The 20,281-nt window shown below is 61.2% G+C and carries 15 protein-coding genes; 7 read left to right on the top strand and 8 right to left on the bottom strand.

Going from position 1 to position 20,281, the window contains the following annotated elements:
• Positions 1–74 precede the first annotated feature (74 nt).
• From PQQ96_RS01950 to PQQ96_RS01940, 3 genes are all read left to right on the top strand, one after another.
• Positions 75–2,102 carry a LamG-like jellyroll fold domain-containing protein gene (locus PQQ96_RS01950; RefSeq protein ID WP_408288002.1) on the top strand — a complete coding sequence of 676 codons (2,028 nt, stop codon included), beginning with the start codon at positions 75–77 and terminating at the stop codon, positions 2,100–2,102.
• Positions 2,103–2,115: 13 nt separating this feature from the next.
• A complete protein-coding gene (locus tag PQQ96_RS01945) occupies positions 2,116–2,322 on the top strand; it encodes a hypothetical protein (protein WP_408288000.1) in 207 nt (68 codons plus the stop codon).
• A 99-nt stretch (positions 2,323–2,421) separates the two neighbouring features.
• Entirely contained in the window at positions 2,422–4,449 is a 2,028-nt protein-coding gene (locus PQQ96_RS01940) for a phosphocholine-specific phospholipase C (protein ID WP_408287998.1), read from the top strand.
• A 14-nt stretch (positions 4,450–4,463) separates the two neighbouring features.
• Here PQQ96_RS01940 and PQQ96_RS01935 read toward each other — a convergent pair whose 3' ends face one another.
• The 3 genes from PQQ96_RS01935 to PQQ96_RS01925 are packed head-to-tail and all read right to left on the bottom strand — an operon-like array spanning position 4,464 to position 8,702.
• Positions 4,464–5,942 carry an efflux transporter outer membrane subunit gene (locus PQQ96_RS01935; protein WP_408288167.1) on the bottom strand — a complete coding sequence of 493 codons (1,479 nt, stop codon included), beginning with the start codon at positions 5,940–5,942 and terminating at the stop codon, positions 4,464–4,466.
• A gap of 17 nt (positions 5,943–5,959) precedes the next feature.
• On the bottom strand, positions 5,960–7,582 hold the full coding sequence (locus PQQ96_RS01930; RefSeq protein ID WP_408287996.1) for an MDR family MFS transporter: 1,623 nt from the start codon (positions 7,580–7,582) through the stop codon (positions 5,960–5,962).
• Entirely contained in the window at positions 7,560–8,702 is a 1,143-nt protein-coding gene (locus tag PQQ96_RS01925) for an HlyD family secretion protein (RefSeq protein ID WP_408287994.1), read from the bottom strand. Before PQQ96_RS01925 ends, PQQ96_RS01930 begins: the two co-directional genes overlap by 23 nt.
• Before the next feature lie 160 nt (positions 8,703–8,862).
• On the opposite strand from PQQ96_RS01925, the gene PQQ96_RS01920 reads away from it, so the two are divergent.
• A complete protein-coding gene (locus PQQ96_RS01920) occupies positions 8,863–9,624 on the top strand; it encodes a CerR family C-terminal domain-containing protein (protein WP_408287992.1) in 762 nt (253 codons plus the stop codon).
• Between the two features lie 28 nt (positions 9,625–9,652).
• Here the strand turns inward: PQQ96_RS01920 and PQQ96_RS01915 are convergent, their stop codons facing one another.
• Positions 9,653–10,372 (bottom strand): ABC transporter substrate-binding protein, encoded by a 720-nt coding sequence (locus PQQ96_RS01915; RefSeq protein WP_408288165.1) that lies wholly within the window; start codon positions 10,370–10,372, stop codon positions 9,653–9,655.
• 323 nt (positions 10,373–10,695) lie between these two features.
• Between PQQ96_RS01915 and PQQ96_RS01910 the strand changes: the two genes are divergently transcribed.
• From PQQ96_RS01910 to PQQ96_RS01900, 3 genes are all read left to right on the top strand, one after another.
• Complete coding sequence (locus tag PQQ96_RS01910) at positions 10,696–12,765, top strand: putative bifunctional diguanylate cyclase/phosphodiesterase (protein WP_408287989.1); 2,070 nt, start codon at positions 10,696–10,698, stop codon at positions 12,763–12,765.
• A gap of 126 nt (positions 12,766–12,891) precedes the next feature.
• The gene (locus tag PQQ96_RS01905) at positions 12,892–13,659 is read left to right on the top strand and encodes a hypothetical protein (protein ID WP_408287987.1); all 768 of its coding nucleotides are present in this window, start codon (positions 12,892–12,894) and stop codon (positions 13,657–13,659) included.
• A gap of 143 nt (positions 13,660–13,802) precedes the next feature.
• Entirely contained in the window at positions 13,803–14,279 is a 477-nt protein-coding gene (locus tag PQQ96_RS01900) for an NUDIX hydrolase (RefSeq protein WP_408287984.1), read from the top strand.
• Between the two features lie 38 nt (positions 14,280–14,317).
• Here the strand turns inward: PQQ96_RS01900 and PQQ96_RS01895 are convergent, their stop codons facing one another.
• The 4 genes from PQQ96_RS01895 to PQQ96_RS01880 all read right to left on the bottom strand — a co-directional run bounded on the left by PQQ96_RS01895 (position 14,318) and on the right by PQQ96_RS01880 (position 20,259).
• The gene (locus PQQ96_RS01895) at positions 14,318–15,304 is read right to left on the bottom strand and encodes a hypothetical protein (protein WP_408287982.1); all 987 of its coding nucleotides are present in this window, start codon (positions 15,302–15,304) and stop codon (positions 14,318–14,320) included.
• 2 nt (positions 15,305–15,306) lie between these two features.
• Positions 15,307–15,825, bottom strand: a complete 519-nt coding sequence (locus PQQ96_RS01890; RefSeq protein ID WP_408287979.1) for a (2Fe-2S)-binding protein — start codon at positions 15,823–15,825, stop codon at positions 15,307–15,309.
• The gene (locus PQQ96_RS01885) at positions 15,822–18,554 is read right to left on the bottom strand and encodes a xanthine dehydrogenase family protein molybdopterin-binding subunit (protein WP_408287977.1); all 2,733 of its coding nucleotides are present in this window, start codon (positions 18,552–18,554) and stop codon (positions 15,822–15,824) included. The genes PQQ96_RS01890 and PQQ96_RS01885 overlap by 4 nt, the downstream gene beginning before the upstream one ends.
• Before the next feature lie 838 nt (positions 18,555–19,392).
• Positions 19,393–20,259 carry a M48 family metallopeptidase gene (locus tag PQQ96_RS01880; protein ID WP_408287975.1) on the bottom strand — a complete coding sequence of 289 codons (867 nt, stop codon included), beginning with the start codon at positions 20,257–20,259 and terminating at the stop codon, positions 19,393–19,395.
• Positions 20,260–20,281 lie beyond the last annotated feature (22 nt).

Here is a 20,281-nt window from a genome sequence, read left to right as displayed (position 1 = left end):
GTTCGTGGCTCCTCAATCACCCGCTGACGTCCGGCATAACATCGTGCCTCGTCAGCTCTGTCTGGGAGCGACGGATGTTAAACATAAAACAACGAAGGTGGGGCGGTGCGCTTGCCGTTCTGACAGCATTGGCGTGTTTCATCGGGTTGGCAGGATGTGGCGGCGGTGTTGGGGGTTCATCCACGCCGGCCGTCTCGCAACCAGCCGTCCCGAGCACACCGGCCGGCGCGCCCAGCCAGAAGGCCCTGGTAATCGGCATTTCAGGCGTGCAGTACACGGCGTTGCAGCAGGCGATCGTCCAGCAGAAAGCGCCGAATCTCGCGAAGCTCGCCATCGTGCCCGCGCTGGCGGGCGGCGTGAGCGGCACCACCACCCAGCAGGCCACGCTCGCCGGTCCCGGTTGGGCTACCGTGCTGACCGGCACGTGGACCAACCGTCACGGCGTGCGCAACGATTACGCTGGCCAGGCGATTCAGACGGACACGCTGTTCAAACGCATCAAGCAGGCGGGCAATTGGAAGACGGCCGCATTCGATAGCTGGAGCACGCTGAACGCGCTGCTGTCGCCGGCGGTTTCCGCGGGGTACGTGGACGCGGCGGTGGATTGCGCGGGGGTCGATAGCTGCGTGGTCGACGCCGCCACCAAATCGATCGGCGCCGGCAGTGCCGACTTCGTGTTCGCGAACCTGAGCGGGCCGGCTACGGTCGCCGCCAGTTCCGGCCTGCAAGCTGACTATCCGAACGCCCTTGCAACCGCCGACCAGAAAGTCGGCCAGTTACTCGCAGCCATAGCGGCGCGGCAAACCCAGTCAGGCGTCAAGGAAAACTGGCTGGTGATTGTCACGACCGATGAGGGTCTCGACGCGACCGGCACGGAAAGTGGCCTGCCGCTGCTCTCGAACGAGACCGCTTTCATTGCTTCGAATCAGCCGCTGACCGTGGCCGGCACGACCACCGCCCCCGGCACTATCGCGGCCGCGCCGACGCTCGCGCAACTCGCGACCGGCGCGACCCAGGCCGACGTGACACCGACCGTACTCGGCTGGTTCACGGTCCAGCCGGACCCGACCACGTACGCCATCGACGGAGCGACCTTGCTCAGCGGTAGCGCGCCGCGCGCGCTGAGCTCGACGCCCGGCGCCGATCAGGCGAGCCTCGCGCTGTCCTGGACCGCTCCGGCCACCGCGCCCGCGCAATACCAGTTGTATCGTGACGGCGCGCTGATCGCGACCTTGCCCGGCAACACGACTTCTTACGTCGATAGCCAGCTCGGCAAGACGGCCAACGGCATCTATACGTTTAACTACACACTCGTCGCCAGCGGCATTCCGGTCTCGTCGCTCGCGCAGATCAGTTACGTGCAGCCGGTGCTGCTCGATAGCACGCTCGCCAGCGGCCTGATTCATTTCTTCTCGTTCGACACAGGTCTCGCTGACGCGATCACGTCGGGCGTTTCGCTGCAGCAGTTCGATCCGGCGTCGACCACGACCGAATCGCTGGTACCCGACAACTTCAGCGGCAAGGCGATGCAGGTCGCTTCGCTGAACAGCGCGGCCAACGCCCTGAACGGCATGAAGCTCGCCGACGACGTCAGCACTCACGCGCAATTTTCGATTGGCTTCTGGTTCAACTCGAACGACCTGCAGAACGATTCTCCCGCGCTCGGCAACAAGGACTGGAACTCAGGCCTGAATCCGGGCTTCGTCATCGCGCAGGAAAGTAATGGCACGTTCAAGTTCAACGTCGGCGACGGAGCCAAGCGTGCGGATCTGTCGATCGCATTCACGAAGAATGCGTGGGTGTATGTCGCGATGACTTTTGACACGACTGCGCTCACTGCGACGGCCTACGTCGACGATCCGACCTACGGCTTGCAGAGCGGCACGCTGAGTCTCGCCGGGATGAATGTGGCGAAAATCGCGGGCATCTATTCAACCATTGGCCTGAACGAAGACGCCCGAGGCAACTACTACTCGCGCGGCAATGGCGTGCTCGGCACGATGGTCTACAACGACCTGGCGATGTGGAACAAGGTGATCACGCAGCAGCAGGTGCTCTCGCTGTTTGCGTCGAAGCGCTCGCTGTCGTCCCTGCTGCCTTGAACGAGGAGATCCAATGAGCCGATTTCAATCACAGGTGGATCTCTCCGCCCTTATCAAGTGCTGCGGCGCAGCCGCGATCGTGCTGCTGTTGGGCGCGTGCGGTGGCGGCAGTAGTGACGGCCCGAAGAGCGACGCATCGACACCGCCCGCGGCGAGTCAGCCCGGCGCGGGCGCGTCGACGCCCGCAGTGTCGAAGTCGACGCTGCATTGCGCACCATGAACTGCACTGAACGATAACCAGAAGCACCCGATGAACACCCCGCGCGCAACGCCTGCCCGTTGGCCGTTGCGCGCGCTCTGATTTCTCCAAGGTGATCCGATGACAATTTCGAATCAAAGACGTCAATTTTTACGTCTCGCGGCCGGTTCGGTCGGCGCATCGGCGGCTGCGTCGATGATGCCCGCGCTGATCCGCGATGCGCTGGCGACGCCCGCCAGCAACACCACCGGCACGATCAACGACATTCAGCACATTGTCGTATTCATGCAGGAAAACCGCGCGTTCGATCACTACTACGGCACGCTGCGCGGCGTGCGTGGTTTCAACGACCGGATGGCGATCACATTGCCTAACGGCAATGCGGTGTGGAAGCAGCCGTATCCGGGCAATCCGGACGGCTATATTCTGCCGTTCCACATGGACTCGACGACCACCAGCGCCATGTGCGCCGACGCGCCGGCGATGAGTTATCCGGTCGACATCGCGATGTGGAATCACGGTCTCTATAACGCGTGGAATACGGCGCGTGCGCCGGGGCTCGGCATGAGCTACTTCACGCGGACCGATCTGAACTTCTACTATTCGCTTGCCGACGCTTTCACGATCTGCGACCAATACCATTGCTCCGTGTTCACGCAGACCAATCCGAACCGGTTGCATCTGTTCAGCGGCAGCAATGGCTTGTCAGTGGGGCAGTCACCCACGCTCGACAACACCGAGCCGACGCCAGGCTTCAGCTGGCCGACTTTTGCCGAGACGCTCGAAGCCGCGAACATTAGCTGGAAGGTCTATCAACAGACCGACAACTTCGACGACAACGCGCTCGCGTGGTTTCAGAGTTTCAAGACCGCGCCGGTTGGCAGCAATCTCTACAAGAAAGGCCTCGCGACTGTCCCCGACATCGCGCAGGCATTCGCTGCCGATGTCGCCGCGGGCACGTTGCCGCAGGTGTCGTGGATCATTGCGCCGGCGGCGCTGTCGGAGCATGCGAACTATCGTCCCTCGTACGGCGAAGATCTGACCGCGCGTCTGCTGGCGGGACTCGTCGCGACGCCGGACGTCTGGTCGAAAACGGTGTTCCTGCTGAACTACGACGAGCAGGGTGGCTTCTTCGATCACGATCCGCCGCCGACGCCGCCCGGTTCCGCAAGCGAAGGCAAGACCACGATGACGACCACCGGCGAGGTCTACGGCGGCCAGCCGATCGGTCTCGGCTTTCGCGTGCCGATGACGGTGATTTCGCCGTGGAGCAAGGGCGGTTACGTGTGTTCACAGGTGTTCGATCACACGTCGGTGATTCAATTCATCGAGAAGCGTTTTGGCGTGCACTGCCCGAATATCAGCGCATGGCGTCGCGCGATATGCGGCGACCTGACTGCGACGCTCAACTTTGTAAACCCTGACGCCACCTGGCCGTCGTTGCCGGATACCAGCGGCTATGTCGCCGCGGCGAACCTGCAATGCAGTACGTTGCCCGCGCCGCAGATCCCGACTACCCAGTCGATGCCGAAACAGGAACCGGGCACACGTCCCTCGAAGGCGTTGCCGTACGAGTTTCATGCGAGCGCGCGCGTCGATCCGTCGACAGCGGCGCTGTGGCTGATCGTCGCGAACGGCGGCGCGCAGGGCGCGGCATTCTCGGCGTACGACGTCGCGTCGCCGGCGAATCCGCCACGTCGCTATGCGGTCGATGCCGGCATGCAAGTGACGGACTCGTGGAGCGGTTCGGCGTTGACCGGCACGCGCTATGGTCTCGCACTGCGCGGCGCAAATGGGTTCTTGCGGCTGTTTGCGGGCGATGTGGCGGCCACGGTGGGTGCAACGGCCGCTAATCCGGAGGTTCGTGTCTGCTACGACCTCACTAACAGCGCCATCTATCTGACGCTGATGAATAGCGGCGCGGGGCCGTGTACGTTCACGGTGGTGTCGAACGCGTATCGTGCCGACGGCCCCTGGAGCTTCACGGTCGCGGCGGGCGGGACGGCGGAGACGAACTGGCCGGTTGCATCGAGTGGCAACTGGTACGACTTCAGCGTCACGGTCGACGTGCAGAGCGCATTCTTGCGGCGTTTTGCCGGACGGATCGAGAACGGGAGCGATCTCATCAGCGATCCGGCTGCTGGGTAGGCGGCCTCCGTGCGCTAACCTTGCTGCGTTTGCCAGCCGATGCCGAGGCTTTTCTGTATCGACACGAAGTCCTTGAGCAACTCCGCCTGCCCCGCGACGACATTCTGCTGCGCGGTGAACTCCTGGCGCTGCGTGTCGAGCAGATCGATCAGCGTGGCGACGCCTGCGGAATAGCGCTGCCGCATCAGCGTGGCCGAGTGGCTGGCGGATGCTGCCACCTTTTGCAACGTGACGACATGCTCGCGCTGATGCCCATAGCGCGAGAGTGACGAGTTCGCGTCCTGCAGCGCGCCGAGCACGGCTTTCGTATAACGGGCCTCGGCTTCGTCACGCGATGCTTCGGCCGCGTGTACGCTGCCCAGCGTGCGCCCGAAATCAAGCGCATTCCATTGCAGATACGGCGCGCCGATCCAGCTGAAGTTGCTCTTGCGCACGAGGTGGCCCGGATCGCTTGCGCTGAAGCCGATATCACCGAGCAGCGTCACCTTCGGGAAAAAATCCGCAATGTGTTCGCCGATCTGCGCATTGCTCGATGCGAGCCGCCGCTCCGCTGCACGAATGTCGGGACGCTGCTGCAACATCGCCGACGGATCGCCAATGGCGACTGTCGCCGGCAGCGCCGGCAGCGGCCGCGTGCCGGCGAGTTGTTCGTCCAGCGCGCCCGGCTCACGACCGGTCAGCACGGCGAGGCGGTCGAGCGAATCGGTCAGTTGCGCGTCGAGCGGAATCAGCGTCGCGCGCGTGTTCTCAACCTGCGTGGTCAAGCGTTCGACATCGAGGTCCGCTGCCGTACCGTGCGCCTGGCGCTGCTGCGTGAGCGTCAACATTTTCTGTTCGGTTTCCGCCTGATGCTGCGCGAGTTCAAGCCGCGTCTGCTGGTCACGCAGTTCGATGTAGGCCTGCGCCACCTCGGCCGCGAGCGAGACCTGGGTGTCCGCGAGATCCGCGTCGACGGCTTCGGCATCCGCGGACGCCGCTTCGATGGCGCGCCGCGTGCCGCCAAACAGGTCGATTTCCCACGTGGCGTCGAAGCCTGCTGTATAGAGCTGCAGCGGGCCGCGACCCGACGATGCTGCACTGCTGCCTGAGGAGCCAGACGAGCTTCCCGAACTGAGCGAACTCAGATCAGGTGATCGCATGCGCAGCGCGGCAGCATCGCCCGAGATTTTCGGTAGTTCGTTCGCACGTTGCTGCTGCAATTGCGAACGCGATTCCCGCAGCCGCGCCTGCGCGATATGCACATCGGGACTGTGTGCAAAGGCGGCGGCGATGAGGTCGTTCAGTTGCGGGTCGTTGAATGCGAGCCACCACTGGTTCGGCGCGGGCGTCGCGATCGTGCCGGCGGCCGGCGTACGCACGAAGGCCGCGCTGCTGCGGGCGTTCTGTGCAACCGGCGGTGCGCCGTGATAATCCGGGCCGACCGTGCAACCCGACAAGGCGAACAGAAGCGCGGCAGCGGACAGTGCGAAACACGAAGGACGGTTGGACATCATGGTGGGATGAGAAGGCATTAGTGTCCGGCGGACTGAGGCGGCGGCGCATTCCTGCTCGGCGTTTTCAGAAGCAGCGCAAGCGGAATGCAGGCGAGCAGCGCGATGCCGAGCAGATAGAAGGTTTCCGAATAGGTCATCACAATGGCCTGTTGCTGGATTTGCACCCCGAGCTGTCCAAGCGCGCGCATCTGCGAGTAGGCCATGTCCCCGGTACGGGCGAACCAGTTCGCCGCGTTCGCCGTAAGGCTCTCCTGGCCGATCAGTGAATTGGCGCTGACAGACTCGCGGATCATCGCGGTATGAAACGTCGTGCGCCGGTCGATCACGGTGCCGATGATCGCAAGGCCGATCGATCCGCCGAGGTTGCGCGCCATGTTGTAGAGACCGGCGGCGTCGCCAGAATCTTCGCGCGACACGGCCGCCATCGAGGCCTGATTGAGCGGCATCATCGCGAGCATCTGTGCGGTGCCGCGTATCAGTTGCGACCAGACGAAATCGTGCCCGACGCTCTGCGCCGTCAGGCTGATATCGATCATGCAACTGATGGTGTACAGCACCAGCCCGGTGATCACCAGCACGCGGAAGTCGACTTTGCCAAGCAGCCTCGGCAGGATCGGCATGATCATGAAAGCGGGCAACCCGGAAAGCAGCATGATTGCGCCGGACTGTTCCGCGTTATAGCCCGCGACCACCCCGAGAAACTGCGGCACCAGATACGACACGCCGTAAAGCGCCGCGCCGACCGCGGACACAATCACGATCACACTCGCGTAATTCGGATTGCGCATCAGACTCAGACGCATGATCGGCTTCTTGGCGGTCAATTGCGAGGCGGCGATCATGAGCATGCCGAGGAGCGACACGCAGGTGAGCGTCACGATCATCGACGATTCGAACCAGCGCTCGCGCTGACCTTCCTCGAGCACTATCGTGAGCGAACTGAGACCAATCGCGAGTCCTACGATGCCGAGCCAGTCCGCCTTGAGAAACGCCTCCCAGTGCGGCCGGTCTGACGGCAGGCCGACGATCAGCAGGGTCATCAGCGCAAGGCAGATCGGCAGATTCATGAAGAAGCACCAACTCCAACTGATGTTCTCCGCGAGCCAGCCACCGACCACCGGTCCAAGCAGCGGCCCGAGTAACACGATCAGGCCGAACATGGTCATGCCGACCGGCAGTTGCGAGAGCGGCAGGCGCGTGCGGATGATGGTCTGCGCCGTCGGGATCAGCGCGCCGCCCGTGAAGCCCTGCCCGATGCGGCCGGCGATCATCATGGGTAAGGTGTGCGACCAGCCGCACATCATCGAGAACGCGATGAACAGCGCAGAATTCGCCAGCAGGAAATTGCGCAGGCCGAACACGCGCGTGAGCCATGCCGCGAGCGGAATCATCACGATTTCCGACATCAGATAGCCGGTCGAAATCCAGGTGCCTTCGGTACCGGTGGCGCCGATTTCGCCCTGGATCTGCGGCAACGCGGAGTTCGTGATGGAGATGTCGAGTGTCGCCATCAAGGCGCCGAGCGCGCCTGCGGCGACCGCGATCCAGTCGCCGACGCTGGCACGCTCCTCAGCGTGCGGTGCGGCTGGCGTCGCAGCGGGAGTCGTGGTTCCCGGTTCAGCCACGATGGTTCTCGGCATCGATGCGCGCGTCGCGATCGCGGGCGGAACGCGTGTCGACATCCACGGTCACCGACAGCCCCGGCAAGAGCACGCTACGCGTCTCCGCGCCCGTGTCGATACGAATCCGCACGGGCACCCGCTGCACGATCTTGGTGAAGTTGCCGGTGGCGTTTTCCGGCGGCAGCAGCGCGAATTGCGAGCCCGTACCGGGCGAGAAACTGTCGATCACGCCGTGCAGCATATGACCGGGCAACGCGTCGACGTGCATTTCCACCGGCTGACCGACGCGCATCCGGCCCACCTGCGTTTCCTTGAAATTGGCCAGCAGATAGGTGCTTTGCACGGGCACGACCGTCAGCATCCGCGTGCCCGGTTGCACGTACTGACCAACACGCACGGTGCGATCGCCGACCTGGCCGCCGAGGACGCTGCGCACCACGGTGTTGTCGAGATCGAGTTGCGATTGCTGTGCGCTGGCCTGAGCCGCTTCGAGTTGTGCACGCGCCTGCGCGAGCTGCGCGGTGGCTGAACCGATCTGCGAGCGTGCTGCGTCGACTGCCGCGGCGTTCGCGGTGAGCGTGGCATTTGCCTGATCACGGCTGCTGGTCAGCTCCGCCAGCCGTTCGCTGGTTTCGGCGCCGGTTGCGACGAGCGGCGCGTAGCGCCGCACTTCGTCGCTCGCATGGTGCGCGTTCACTTGCGCGACCTGCTGCTGCGCCTGGGCCTGCGCGATATTGGACTGCTGTTGTTTGATGTCGGCCTGCGCCCGTTCGATGTCGGCCTTGCGCGCATCGATCGTGGCCAGCGCCTGGTTGAGCGCGACCTGATACTGGCGAGCGTCGAGATGCACAAGCGGGTCGCCAGGCTTCACGACCTGATTGTCTGCCACGTAAACCTCCGTGACGTAACCGGCGATCTTGGGCGCGACCGTGACGCTGTCAGCCTGCAGATAGGCGTCGTCGGTGCTTTCGATGAAGCGCCCAACCGTCCACCAGCGGGCGAGCCAGACCGCGCCGACAATCAGCGCGACTATGCCGAGCGCGATCAGGACCGTTCGCCGGCTCGGACGCCGGGTGCTCGATGCAGGCGCGTCTTCGGCGGGTATCGGGTGGGAGGGAGAGCCTGCGGTCGTTGACATCTCAGTGGTCCAATTATTTCCGGTTGGCATAATTATTCCAGTCGCTACAATTGTGTCAAGTGATATATTTCGGAAGATGTTTGCTACGGGGAATTCCGGCGGGGCGCCCCCAGCAGGACTTCCTTCGGGGTGTATTAAAGAGAAACGCGGAGAGCAATGCATGAACACCGCAAAGAAGCTGCGCCGTTCACCGGAAGGCGGCTATGCTCGCGGCGACGAAACGCGTCACCGGATCATCGAGGCGGCGGTCGAACTATTCGGCGAACACGGTTTTGAGGGCGCGTCGACGCGCGATATCGCGGCTCGCGCCGGCGTGAACGCGCCCGCGCTGCAGTACTACTTCGAGAATAAGGAAGGGGTGTATCGCGCGTGCGTCGAAGCACTTGCCGACGATGCATGGAAGACCTTCGGGCCAGTCGTCGAGCATGCGCAGAAGGTGCTGCGTGACAACGCCGGCACCGCAGCGTTGATCGATGCCTTCATCCGTATTCAGGAAGCGATTGCGGACAGCGCCTTCGCGAAAACGAACAATTCCGGCCGGCGGCTTTTCTTCGCGCGCGAGCAGGCTGGGCACGAACCCGAAAGTGCGACACAGATTCTTTCCGCCAGACTCCGCGAGCCGCTAAACGATGCGAGCGCGGCGCTCGTGGCGCGAATTTCCGGGCGTGCCGCCGATGATCCGGTCACACTGATCCGCACCTTTAGCCTGCTTGGGCAGTTGGTGATTTTTCACGTCGCACATCGCTCGACGCTGACGGCGCTCGGCTGGAAAAGCATCGATGCAGAGAAAGCCGAACAGCTCAAATCGACCATACGCGAACAGACGCACATACTCCTTGAACAATGGAGCCGGGAACGTGACGAGGGGGGCACACCCGCCGTGAAAACGACGGGCAGGGGAAAGTCACGCAAGCAGCCGTGATCTTGTCAGGGCACGTACGCGTGGCGTACTACTCGTCATTGCCTGCGACTGCCGCACCGGCGATGTGATGGCGCTCCAGCGACGCCTTAACGAAGCCCGATGCCTTCATATCCTCAACGAAACTCGACAGATACGCGGCCGCTTCATCGCCCCTGGCCTTCGGCACGCCCATCGCCTGACGGATCACCATGAAGCGCTGGTCCAGTATCCGCAATCCGCCCACTTTAGCGGCGTCCTTTTCGAGCTGTTGCTTGACGCCTGCAGCCACGTCCAGGTGCTGATCCAGAAAGGCCTGCACAACCGCCGGCGAAGTTGGAATGCGGACGATAGTTGCGTGATGCAGTTCGCGCGTCAGAAATAGATCGTAGGCGCTGCCCTTGCCGACCGCGATTGTCACGCCGGGTTGATCGACATTCTCGTTGGTGGCGATCGGCGACGTATCGCGCACGAGATAAAAACCTTCTATCAGCACATACGGCCTGGTAAAAGCGATGTCCTGCCCGCGCTTCGGATCGACGGCGAAGAAACCGATGTCCGCCTTGTCCTGATTGACGTTTTCAACCGAGGCACCCGCCGACTTGACCGCGACCAGTTGCAGCGGCACGCCAAGTCGTCTGGCGAATTCGGTGGCGAGATCGACAGACACGCCAACCGGTTTGCCCGTCGCCGGATCAAGACTGGCCAGGACCGGATTGCCGAGATTGATCGATGCACGCAGCGTGCCGCTCGGCGCGAACACCCTCGCCATCGACGCGCTCGTCCCGTCCGTTTGCGCGAACGCGGGCGTCGAAACGGACCCGGACAAGACCGCACTTGACGCCAGTAGGGCGGCCAATGTTCTGAACACACGGCCATGGCGTTTCGCGACTGAAGGTTTCTTCATCTTGAGTTGCCCTTGATTGGCGTGCCGGAGCGATATTATCCGGGCATTCGTCGAACGGCGTGCGCGCACATCCTGGGGCATGGCCAAGCCTTATCGCCAACGCCAACAATTGTGCCGTCACCCCTACAATTTACTAAAAACCGGCCGATAACCCGTTGAGCAGTCATTCCTTGGTGTTTCAATTTTACATGCACAGCACATATAGCTTTTGGCTAGTTGCCCTCTCTCTTGTCGTTGCAACCCTGGCTTCGTATACGGCACTCGACCTTGCCGGACGCATTTCCCGGTTGACGCAATCGAGCGCCCGACACGCATGGCTCGCCGGCGGGGCCGCTGCGATGGGCGTGGGCATCTGGTCAATGCACTTTATCGGCATGCTGGCCGTCTCGTTGCCGATCCCGCTTGGCTACGATCTGGCCATTACCAGCTACTCGTTGGCCATTGCCATACTGGTCTCCTGGTTCGCGCTCTATATCGTCACACGCGCGAAGCTAAGTCTGCTTCGCCTCATCACGGGCGGCGTTCTAATGGGCTTCGGTATTGCCGGCATGCATTACACCGGCATGGCCGCCATGCAGATGGAACCGGGTATTCACTACGACCCAACGCTTTTCGCCGCATCGATTCTTATCGCCATTGCCGCGTCCAACGCGGCACTATGGATCGCCCGCACGCTCAGCGACACCGGTCAGGGTTACGTTATTCAAAAGCGCATTGGCGCCGCTTTCGTCATGGGGCTCGCGATCACCGGCATGCACTACACGGGCATGGCCGCCGCCGACTTTCCGCCCGGATCGATTTGTGGCGCAGCGAGGGGCGTCAATTCGCAATGGCTTGCCACGTCAGTCACCCTGTTTACGTTCGCCATTCTGATTGTGGTGCTCATGATGTCGCGCTTCGATGCGAGGACAACGTTTCTTGTCGGCTCCGTATCGCAACTCAACGGTCAGATCGTTCGCATGGCGACCTTCGATACCTTGACCGATCTGCCGAATCGAAGAACGCTGACAGAACGGATCGAAGGCGCTATTCAAGCATCCGGGCGCAGTGGGAATGCGTTTGCCATCCTGTTCATGGATCTGGACGGTTTCAAGACGATCAACGATTCGCTCGGACACTCGGTCGGCGATGAAGTCTTGAAAGCATTCGCGCAGCGCTTGCTCCATTGCGTGCGCGGCGGCGACACGGTCGCCCGGTTGGGGGGCGACGAGTTTGTCGTGCTGCTGGAGAACCTCGCGTCGCCCGCCGAGGCGGAAAAAATGGCGGAAAGCGTGCTCGATCGGATGCGCAAAGGCGCATGGACCGATGGTCAGCCTTTGCAGGTGACGCCCAGTATCGGCATTTCCCTCTTTCCGCAGGATGGCGACAGCGTCGACACACTGCTGAAACACGCTGACGCAGCGATGTACGAGGCAAAGCGGGGCGGCCGCGGGACCTATCGGTTTTTTGAAGCCGGCATGAATGAGGCGGCGACCCGCACGTTGCAGATACAGAATGCGCTTCACGAAGCCATGGACGCCGGCTATTTCGCACTGCATTTCCAGCCGAAATTCCGTGGTGACGATGGCGAACTGGCGGGTGCCGAGGCACTGCTCCGCCTCAATCATCCTGAACTGGGGATGCTTCCCCCACTGGAATTCATCCCGATCGCGGAACGCTCCGGTCAGATCGTCCAGATCGGTCACTGGGTCGTGCGTGAAACATGCCGACAGATCCGCCGTTGGGAGACAGCAGGCCTGCCGTCGATGAAAGTGGCCATCAACCTGTCGCCGCGCCAATTGGTGCAGCAGGACCTCGTCGCGACGATACTCGAGATCGTGCGTGCCGAGCAGGTTTCCAGCGAACAGATCATGTTCGAAATTACCGAGACTGTGGCGATGCAGGATGCGCCCAAAACCATCGAGATGATCCACGAGTTCCAGCGGAATGGCTTTGAGATCGCCATCGACGATTTTGGCACCGGTTATTCGAGTCTTGCCTATCTGCAACGCTTTCGTGTCAAGCAGTTGAAGATCGACCGCTTCTTCACCAACGGTCTGGATGAACACGGTCATGAAGGGGGCGCCATCGTCTCGGCGATTATCGCCCTTGCGCACTCCCTCGAAATGGACGTGGTGGCCGAAGGCGTCGAAACCGCTTCGCAACTCGCAAAACTGAAGTCGATGATGTGTGACGAGATGCAGGGCTTCCTGCTCGGGAAACCACTCACCGCCGAGGCGTTTGGTGCGCTGCTAACGGAACGGACTGTCAACTCGTGAGCGTGTGCGGCGAGTTTGTGCCGTCGTCAGACGGCACGGTTGCTTGCCAGCGGCGGTAACGTTGAACATCAGTAACTTCTTGCGTCTCGTACGGCGCGGAACACGGGCTAGCGTACTGGAGTGCAGATGAAATTCGATGTCCCGACGTTCAATTCGATCTCCTTGATGGTCTTTGCCTGTGGGGCCATCGTCACGATCACGCTGTCCCGCATATTTCCACACGTCAAGCCACTTCGATTTTGGACTGCCGGGTTTATCCTGATGTGTGGTTCGGTGATGAGCTACGCGACGCATGCCGAGTTGCATAGGGACTGGCTCCTCGTCGTTGCCGCTACGCTCAATTTGCAATATCGGATACTGACGTGGTCCGGGGTGCGAGTCTTGTTTGGCGCATCGGCGCGACTTCGTACCGGATTCGCCGTCTGCGTTGGGTTCTGCCTGCTTTATTCCATAGCGTTTGCACTCAGGTTGCCGAAAATCTACCTGGCTGGGCTCGTGGCGCTGTTCTTTGTTCCCTTCCGTGCCTTGACGGTCTATGAGGTATGTAAAAGGCAACGGCAGCATCTTGGGCTTGGACGCGCACTGGTTGCACCTGGGAGTTTTATCCTGGCACTCAACGCGGTGGCACCACTCGTGCTCGTTCTGCTAGATGGTGGCGCTTCGCCGATGCTGATCGGCACTCCACCGATTGCCACGGGGTTCTATTTCGTCGTGTTCGCGGGTGACCTGCTAGTCGTAGTCGGCCTGATCGTGCTCGCTATGCAGCAGATCATCACCGAGAAAAATATCTTCGCCAGACTGGACAATGCCACCCTGCGAATCAGTAAGAGCATGCTCGCGGTCCCTGGTGGAGAGGTTAAACGCGGGGAGACGGAAACGCTTGATCCGGCCTGATAGGGGGAACGGTCTTTTTCCTGTGAGGCGATCGAGAGCCGTCATTCCCAGGTGCATAGTTTTTGGGGGGAGTGAAATCCTCATTTAACATCCGTCATGCACGGTGTTTTTTGGCCATCCATTTCACAAGCCGGCAAGTGGAAATGCGCCGCGAAGTCTCCGTGACGATGTTACCCAAGGTGCAAAAAATGACCCGAATGCAAAGCGTTGTCGACGTGAATGTGCTGTTCCTTAACGACAAGGGCGAATGCCTTTTCCTCCAGAGAGCTAACACCGGATTCAGGGACGGTCAGTACGCGTTGGTTGCCGGCCATCTTGAGCCTCATGAATCGATAGAGGAGTGCGCGATTCGCGAGTCGAAGGAGGAGGCCGGCGTGACGATTGCACCAGGGGCGCTGGACTTCAGGCTCGTCATGCGTCGCGATTCGGACCAGAACCGCGTCAGTTTTTTTCTGTCATGCCGTTCATGGGAAGGCGTCCTGACCAACATGGAGCCACATAAATGCTCCGGTTTTGTATGGGCGCAACCGGACAATCCGCCCACGCCCATCGTCGACTATGTGGTAGACGCCCTCGCGCGTATTCGCGAGGGCGTAATGCTTGCCGATTTCAAGGCATAGGCGTTTCGTTTCTCAGGGTCGTTTGTCTGCATTCTCCGTCAGCCGCCTTTTGCACTGCCTTGCGCATTGGGCGAGAATTGGCATTTCGGATCGTTCTTCCCTTGCTCGGAACAACAGGTCAGCAGATTTCTGACCGATTCCACGCTCGCTGCGTCCCACTCCGGCTTGCTTTTGTTGTTGTCGACGGGCATCCAATGGTTCAGCGGATAGCTGCTGGCGAGTTTGTCGCTGCCCTTCGGCGGCGGCAGCATGCCCGCCGCGAGCGGGACGTAAATGTCGCAGCTATGTTGATTGCCGATGCGATGGCAGCCGATACAGGTGTTGCCGGGTGTGCTGATCGCAAGCGACGTCCACGATGCGAAGGCGTCGCCGATATTGATGTATCTGCCCCACGGGTCGGTCGGCACCTTGTCCCATACCTGGCCGAGCCACGGGCTGTACATCACCGGGCTCGCATCGTGGCACGACACGCACTTCTTGGTCGCGGTCGCGGCGGGCGGCCACCAGAAAGTCTCGGCGGACACGTGACCTGGTGGCGGGGTTTTTTCGTTGGGCGGCGGCACGCGCGACGCGTTGAACCCTGCGGCACTGCCCGGATGCTCCGCATGAAACCAGCACGTTTTGCCATTGGCCGTGTTGTGCAACACGATGTCGACTTCGTCGTAGTAAGGGCTTTGGTCCGCGCGAATCATCTTGCGGCGGCAGAACGCGGAGACCTCCGTCGTGCCGCGCGACAGGTTGACGATCTTCGAGTAGGGCGTGCAGGGGCCGGAAGTGGGCGATTCATAGGGCAGCAACGCGGGGCGGTCGCAGGTCATGTTCGCGAAGTAACGCTCGGGCACGTGGTTGTTCACCGTGATCGGTACCGTGGTGCCGGCGTTGCAGTCGAAGGCGGGAATCTCTCCGACTTCATCAGCGCACTGCTGGCCATATTGAAGGAGCGTCTGATCCGCCGCGCTGGCGGCGAAGGTGGAGCGTGCTGCGAACATCAACAGCAACACCAGTACGCGCAAACAGGTTGTCATTGTCATGCTCCGTTGCGTGTATAAGGCGCCGCGATTTTGCGGATCGCTTCGATGTATTTGACGTAGCCCGTGCAGCGGCACAGGTTGCCGCCAACCCAGGTCTCGATCGTTTCGTCGAGTTGCGTGGCATCGACGGGATTCGTCTGCAGGTGATCGAGCATCGCGGTGGCTGCCATCAGAAAACCCGGCGCGCAGTAACCGCACTGGAATGCGAACGATTCGAGGAAGCTCTGCTGAAGCGGTGAGAGCTTGCCGTCCTGCATGAGCCCTTCAACGGTATAAACATGCATGCCCTGCATGGCGCTCACCGGCGTCGAGCAGGCGAGTGTCTTTTCCATCGGCGCGTCAGGCAGATTGCGTGTTCCGACGGTGCACGCACGGCACACGCCGATTCCACAGCACAGCTTGGTGCCGGTGAGATCGCGCCGCTCATGCAGAAAGTCGATCAGGTTCATGTCGCTGTCGGCGGGTTGCGCTTCGACAGCGTGTCCGTTGATGACCATGCGAATAGTGGCGCTCATTGCAAAACCCCTCGAATCTGTTCCGGCGTCACCGGTGTTTCCCTGAAGCGATGGCCTGTCGCCATCGCGAGCGCATTGAGCAGTGCCGGCGCGATGGGGCACATCACGGCCTCGGCTATGCCGCGGGCGTTGCCGGGATCGTCGTTGGGCGGCGGCAGGGCGATCAGGGTCTGCACGGGAATATCGGTCAACCGTGAGACCTGATAGCGGTCCAGGTTCCACCGGCCGCCCCCCGGACCCTCATTGCCGAGCGGGCAGGTTTCGGTCAGCACGTTGCCGATACCCATGGCAACGGCGCCCTGCGACTGTCCTTCCACCAGTGCCGGACACAACTGCCGCCCGACGCTTACCGACGACACGACATGCTCGACCTTGACACGGCCGTTCGCCGGATCGATCGCCAGCGCGATGAGCGCAGCCGACGGAGCGTACGTGGTGCGCTGGAATTTTGCGCCGTCGATCACGGGCGGATGCAGGTCTCGGTGCAATGGCGTCAGACTGTTGGGATTCATGCCCACGGCGACGTAGTCGTACTCGATATCCGCCGAACCGGACGTGAAGGGATAGGTACCCGTCCAGAAGGAACCCGCGTAACTGGCATGCACGGCCGCGACGGTGGGCAGATTCATGCTGCGCATGCGCTCGACCAGATCGCCCCAGAGAAGCGGCTTGCTGATGCCGCGTGCGGTTAGCGCGCCATCCACCCATTTGACGTCAGCCGGTTTCACGTTCGCATGCCAGAGCGTCCATGCCGCGGGCAGCACGCTTTGCAACAGCAACGCCTGCGCCGCGCCCTTCACCGCGTGGTATTGATGAAACGCGCCGAGGCAGGCGCTCGACGAGCCCGACGTGTAACGCACGTCAGCTGGTTTCTGCGGATTCGACGTGCCATTCAAGCCCAATGCCTGGAAAGGCTCGAAGACGCTCATTGCAATAGTCTGTGCGTTCTGTCCCAGGTATTCGGAAGGGGCGAGGCCGAGCGTCGTGGCTGCGCCGTTGCCCATATCGGTGTAAGTCGTGATCACGCTAAGACTGCCGCCCGGCAGGATTTGCACCATGCCGTACATGCCGTCGCCCGACGTGCCGAACGCTTCGTTCGCCATCGCGAGGCCAATACCGTACTTCAAGCCCTGCGCCTCACGTTGCGCGCGCGTTTTGTCCCGCTCCTGCCACAGCGGATGTGCTTCGAGACGATCGAGCACATTGCTCAATTGCAGGTCGAACAGGATCGGCGCACCGGTAATGGCACGGCCTCTGCCAACCGAGGGGGCATTGCCAAGCAGATTGGTTCGGCGAATCGCGAATGGCGACATGCCGAGTTCGACGGCCGCCTCATCCATCAGCGTTTCGATCGCGATGAAAGCCTGCGGGCCGCCAAAGCCCCGCTGTGAGCCCCCGAATACTTCGGGCGTATAGAGCGATTCAGCCGTTGCATTCGCACGCGTGATCTCGTAGCAACTCATCGCGCTGAGCGCCGCAAGCTGCGCGACATAGGGCGAGAGATTTTTCTTGCCACCACCGTTCATCGTGAAATCGCATTTGAGCGCCTGGATCTTGCCCTGGCGGTCGAACCACAACGATTCGGTGAACTGTGTCTCGCAGCGCTTGAGGCCGACCTGAAACTGCTCGTAGCGCGATTGCTGCCAGCGCAGCGCGCCTTTCGCGAACGGCGCGGCGAGTGCGAGATAAAGCGGAAAGTACGAGCGATCGCGGCCACCAAAGCCACCGCCCGGGTAGCACGCGACGATGTGCACACCGTTGATGGTCACCTTGCTGTTCGCGAACAGGGACGCCGCGCTGCCTGCGTCCTCGCTGGCGGATTGCGTGCCCAGCACAAGACGCAGTTCGCCCGAGGCGGCGTCGTACCACGCGAGTCCGGCTTCCGGTTCCATGAACATCGGATCAATAGCCGGCGTCAGGAAGTCCCGGCTGTTCGATGCGCCTGCCTTGAACCATGTGCCTTGTTCTGCGTTGTGCTCGATGGTGGCGTCGATATTCACGCTGGCTTTTTCGAGCGCCTCCAGATATTCGGGCGTGGGTTTGCCGTTGCTGCCGGTCTGGTAGTCCTTGACGTAGTTGAAGTTCGTGTCGTCGTCGCGCACATACGTCGTTGTTGGCGTAAAAGCGACGGGCTTGGAGCGGCTGCTCGGATCCGTGATCGCACCATAGCGGATCGTGCGGTCATTGAATTCGAGCAGTTTGCGCGCACGACGGTACACGTCGAAATTCGCAAAGATCAGCATCGCCGCGGGCTGGCCGAAACAGTCCGGGGGATAGCCTTTGCGGGCAAGCCAGTAGATGTCCTGACTCGCGACCGGGTCGGACTCCGGCGCGAGCGCGATTTGGCGCGAGAGCAGGGCGTCGTTATCGACAATGGCGACAGGCTGTAAATCGGGTGGCAGCATGCTCAGGTCGTAGCCTTCATACACCCGGTCGACACGATTGCAGCGCAGCGCATACAGCCAGTTTTCCTGCTGCGGCCAGCCGATAAAATCGCGCGCCTTGAAGTCACGTGCGTAGATTTTCTGGCCCGTTACCTTGGGGATCCCGTCTATTCGCCAGCGTGCCTTGCCCGGCTCCGGTGCCCAGGCGGGCCCATTGTCCGGATCCGTCTGCATCGACGAATTGAGGACCGCCGCGGGCAGATTGCTGATTGAAATTGCGACGACCGCGCCGCTCCCCATGACTTTCAGGAAAGTGCGGCGTGTAACAGGTATATCGAAAGCCATTGAGGGCTCCCCGGATTGATGGTTATTCCATTCCTTATGCGAAATAGCTACGCATTCGCCTTATGGGCTAGCTATGCCTGTGCACACAGGTCGTCGTGTACCTGCCTCAGGGTTGAGTGGCTCGTAGTTGATTGGCGCATGTGTCCGCCGATGCGGCTTTTGCCGTATCGGCACACAGTCGGGCTATCAGCCCGCTCTTGCGTCGGGGCCGGCAGGACCGGTCATTTCACCGGCAGCAGACTGCTTCTGGCAACCCCGGATTGGATGTCTCTGTCTCTCATCATGGTCTGTTTCCACGTTTTCATTATTTGAGATCTGGATCGACTTTTCGTAATCCTATGCGTAGAAAACTGTGACTGCAAGAAAGTGATTGAATCTATCCACATTGAATAAATTGCCGATCTTGTTGTGGCTATTTATGACGATTCCCAGGAAGGAGCGGGATTCAGAAGAGCCGCGTGAAATGGCGAGGCGGAGGGCGCCGGGGGGCGTTGAGTGAGACCAGATTGCGCTTAAACCTTTCACTCCTGTCAGCTTTTCATGGTGGCTCTGATGTGCTCCTCCTTTTCTCGCTCTGGTCGTCTTCCATTGAGATACGGATACCTAAGTTGTGAACCGGGGGAATACTGATTGTGTCATCGGGTTACCGTCGGGAATCGCTCGCTTCGACGCCCAAATCAAGCTGGACCAACATGCCGCAGGGTAGGCTGCGGCACTGGCCGCTGCTTGCATCGCAATCGGTGTCGCCCTATGGCTTCGGAAGCGCTTCAAGGGCTCCGTTGCCTGACCTCAATCTCGCCACGTTCGAAGCCCGATGGCGAAAAATCGGTCAGTTTCTTCATTTCGAGTCAAGCGTGTGGCTGCCGACGTTGAATTGCGGTTCCCGTGATGCGTGTTCGAAGGCACCGTGTGTGTGGTTTGCCACGCTGTTATTGATTGCAGCGACCCGCCGCGTGAGCCGCGGGTGGGTCCGGAAGATTTCAGTGAGGAAACCGAAGATGGGTGGCACCATCTTTTCCTGAGCCATAAACGCGTTGGGATCCAAGGATGCATTCAGGCGTCGGCAGCCGCAACCCAGCATCTGCAATGCACCGCGTGATGCGTGGGCGTCCTTGGATAGATAGGCGCCAATGCTGTCGCATGTGTATTCCCGCGAACGCGAGTAAGCCTTGCCGAGAAATGGGACGACGTGCGCCGGCAGCTTGAGCCCGTTGATCCACGGATTCAAGTGCCCCGCCGCATGATGGCCCAGCTCGTGACCAATCACGAAGCGCACTTGGGCATCGCTACTCGCTTCGACGAGTGCGCCGGTCAGGAAGACATAGCGGCCGCCGAGCAGGCGCCGCGCAAAGGCGTTAAAAATGCCGTTTGAGTTGTAGATGAAGGTCTTCGGCGGTTCGGACAGGCCGATCTCCTGCGACGCTTCGACGACCATCGCGTGGAACTCCGGGAACTGGTCGCGGCTCACCAGCACCATGTTGCCGAATGCGGACGCGCGATAGGCCGCGGACGCCAGCCAGTAGAAGATCGCGACCGCGACGCCATATCCCACGTAGAGGTGGATGAAGTGGCCCGCCTTGGGATCATTCCAATGTTTGTAGATTGCCTGCGCAATGGCGATCCACAGAAGGACGCCAATCACGATCATGATCCATTGATAGCACTTCTCCCGTTTGTTTCTAAGTAAATCGAATGTATTCGTCATCGTGATTTCCCCCGCCCAAAGT

The organism is Paraburkholderia sediminicola (assembly GCF_046027825.1).
Lineage (GTDB): Bacteria > Pseudomonadota > Gammaproteobacteria > Burkholderiales > Burkholderiaceae > Paraburkholderia > Paraburkholderia sediminicola_D.
Note: the sequence above shows the minus strand (reverse complement) of the source record. Positions and strands in the feature narration are given on the sequence as shown.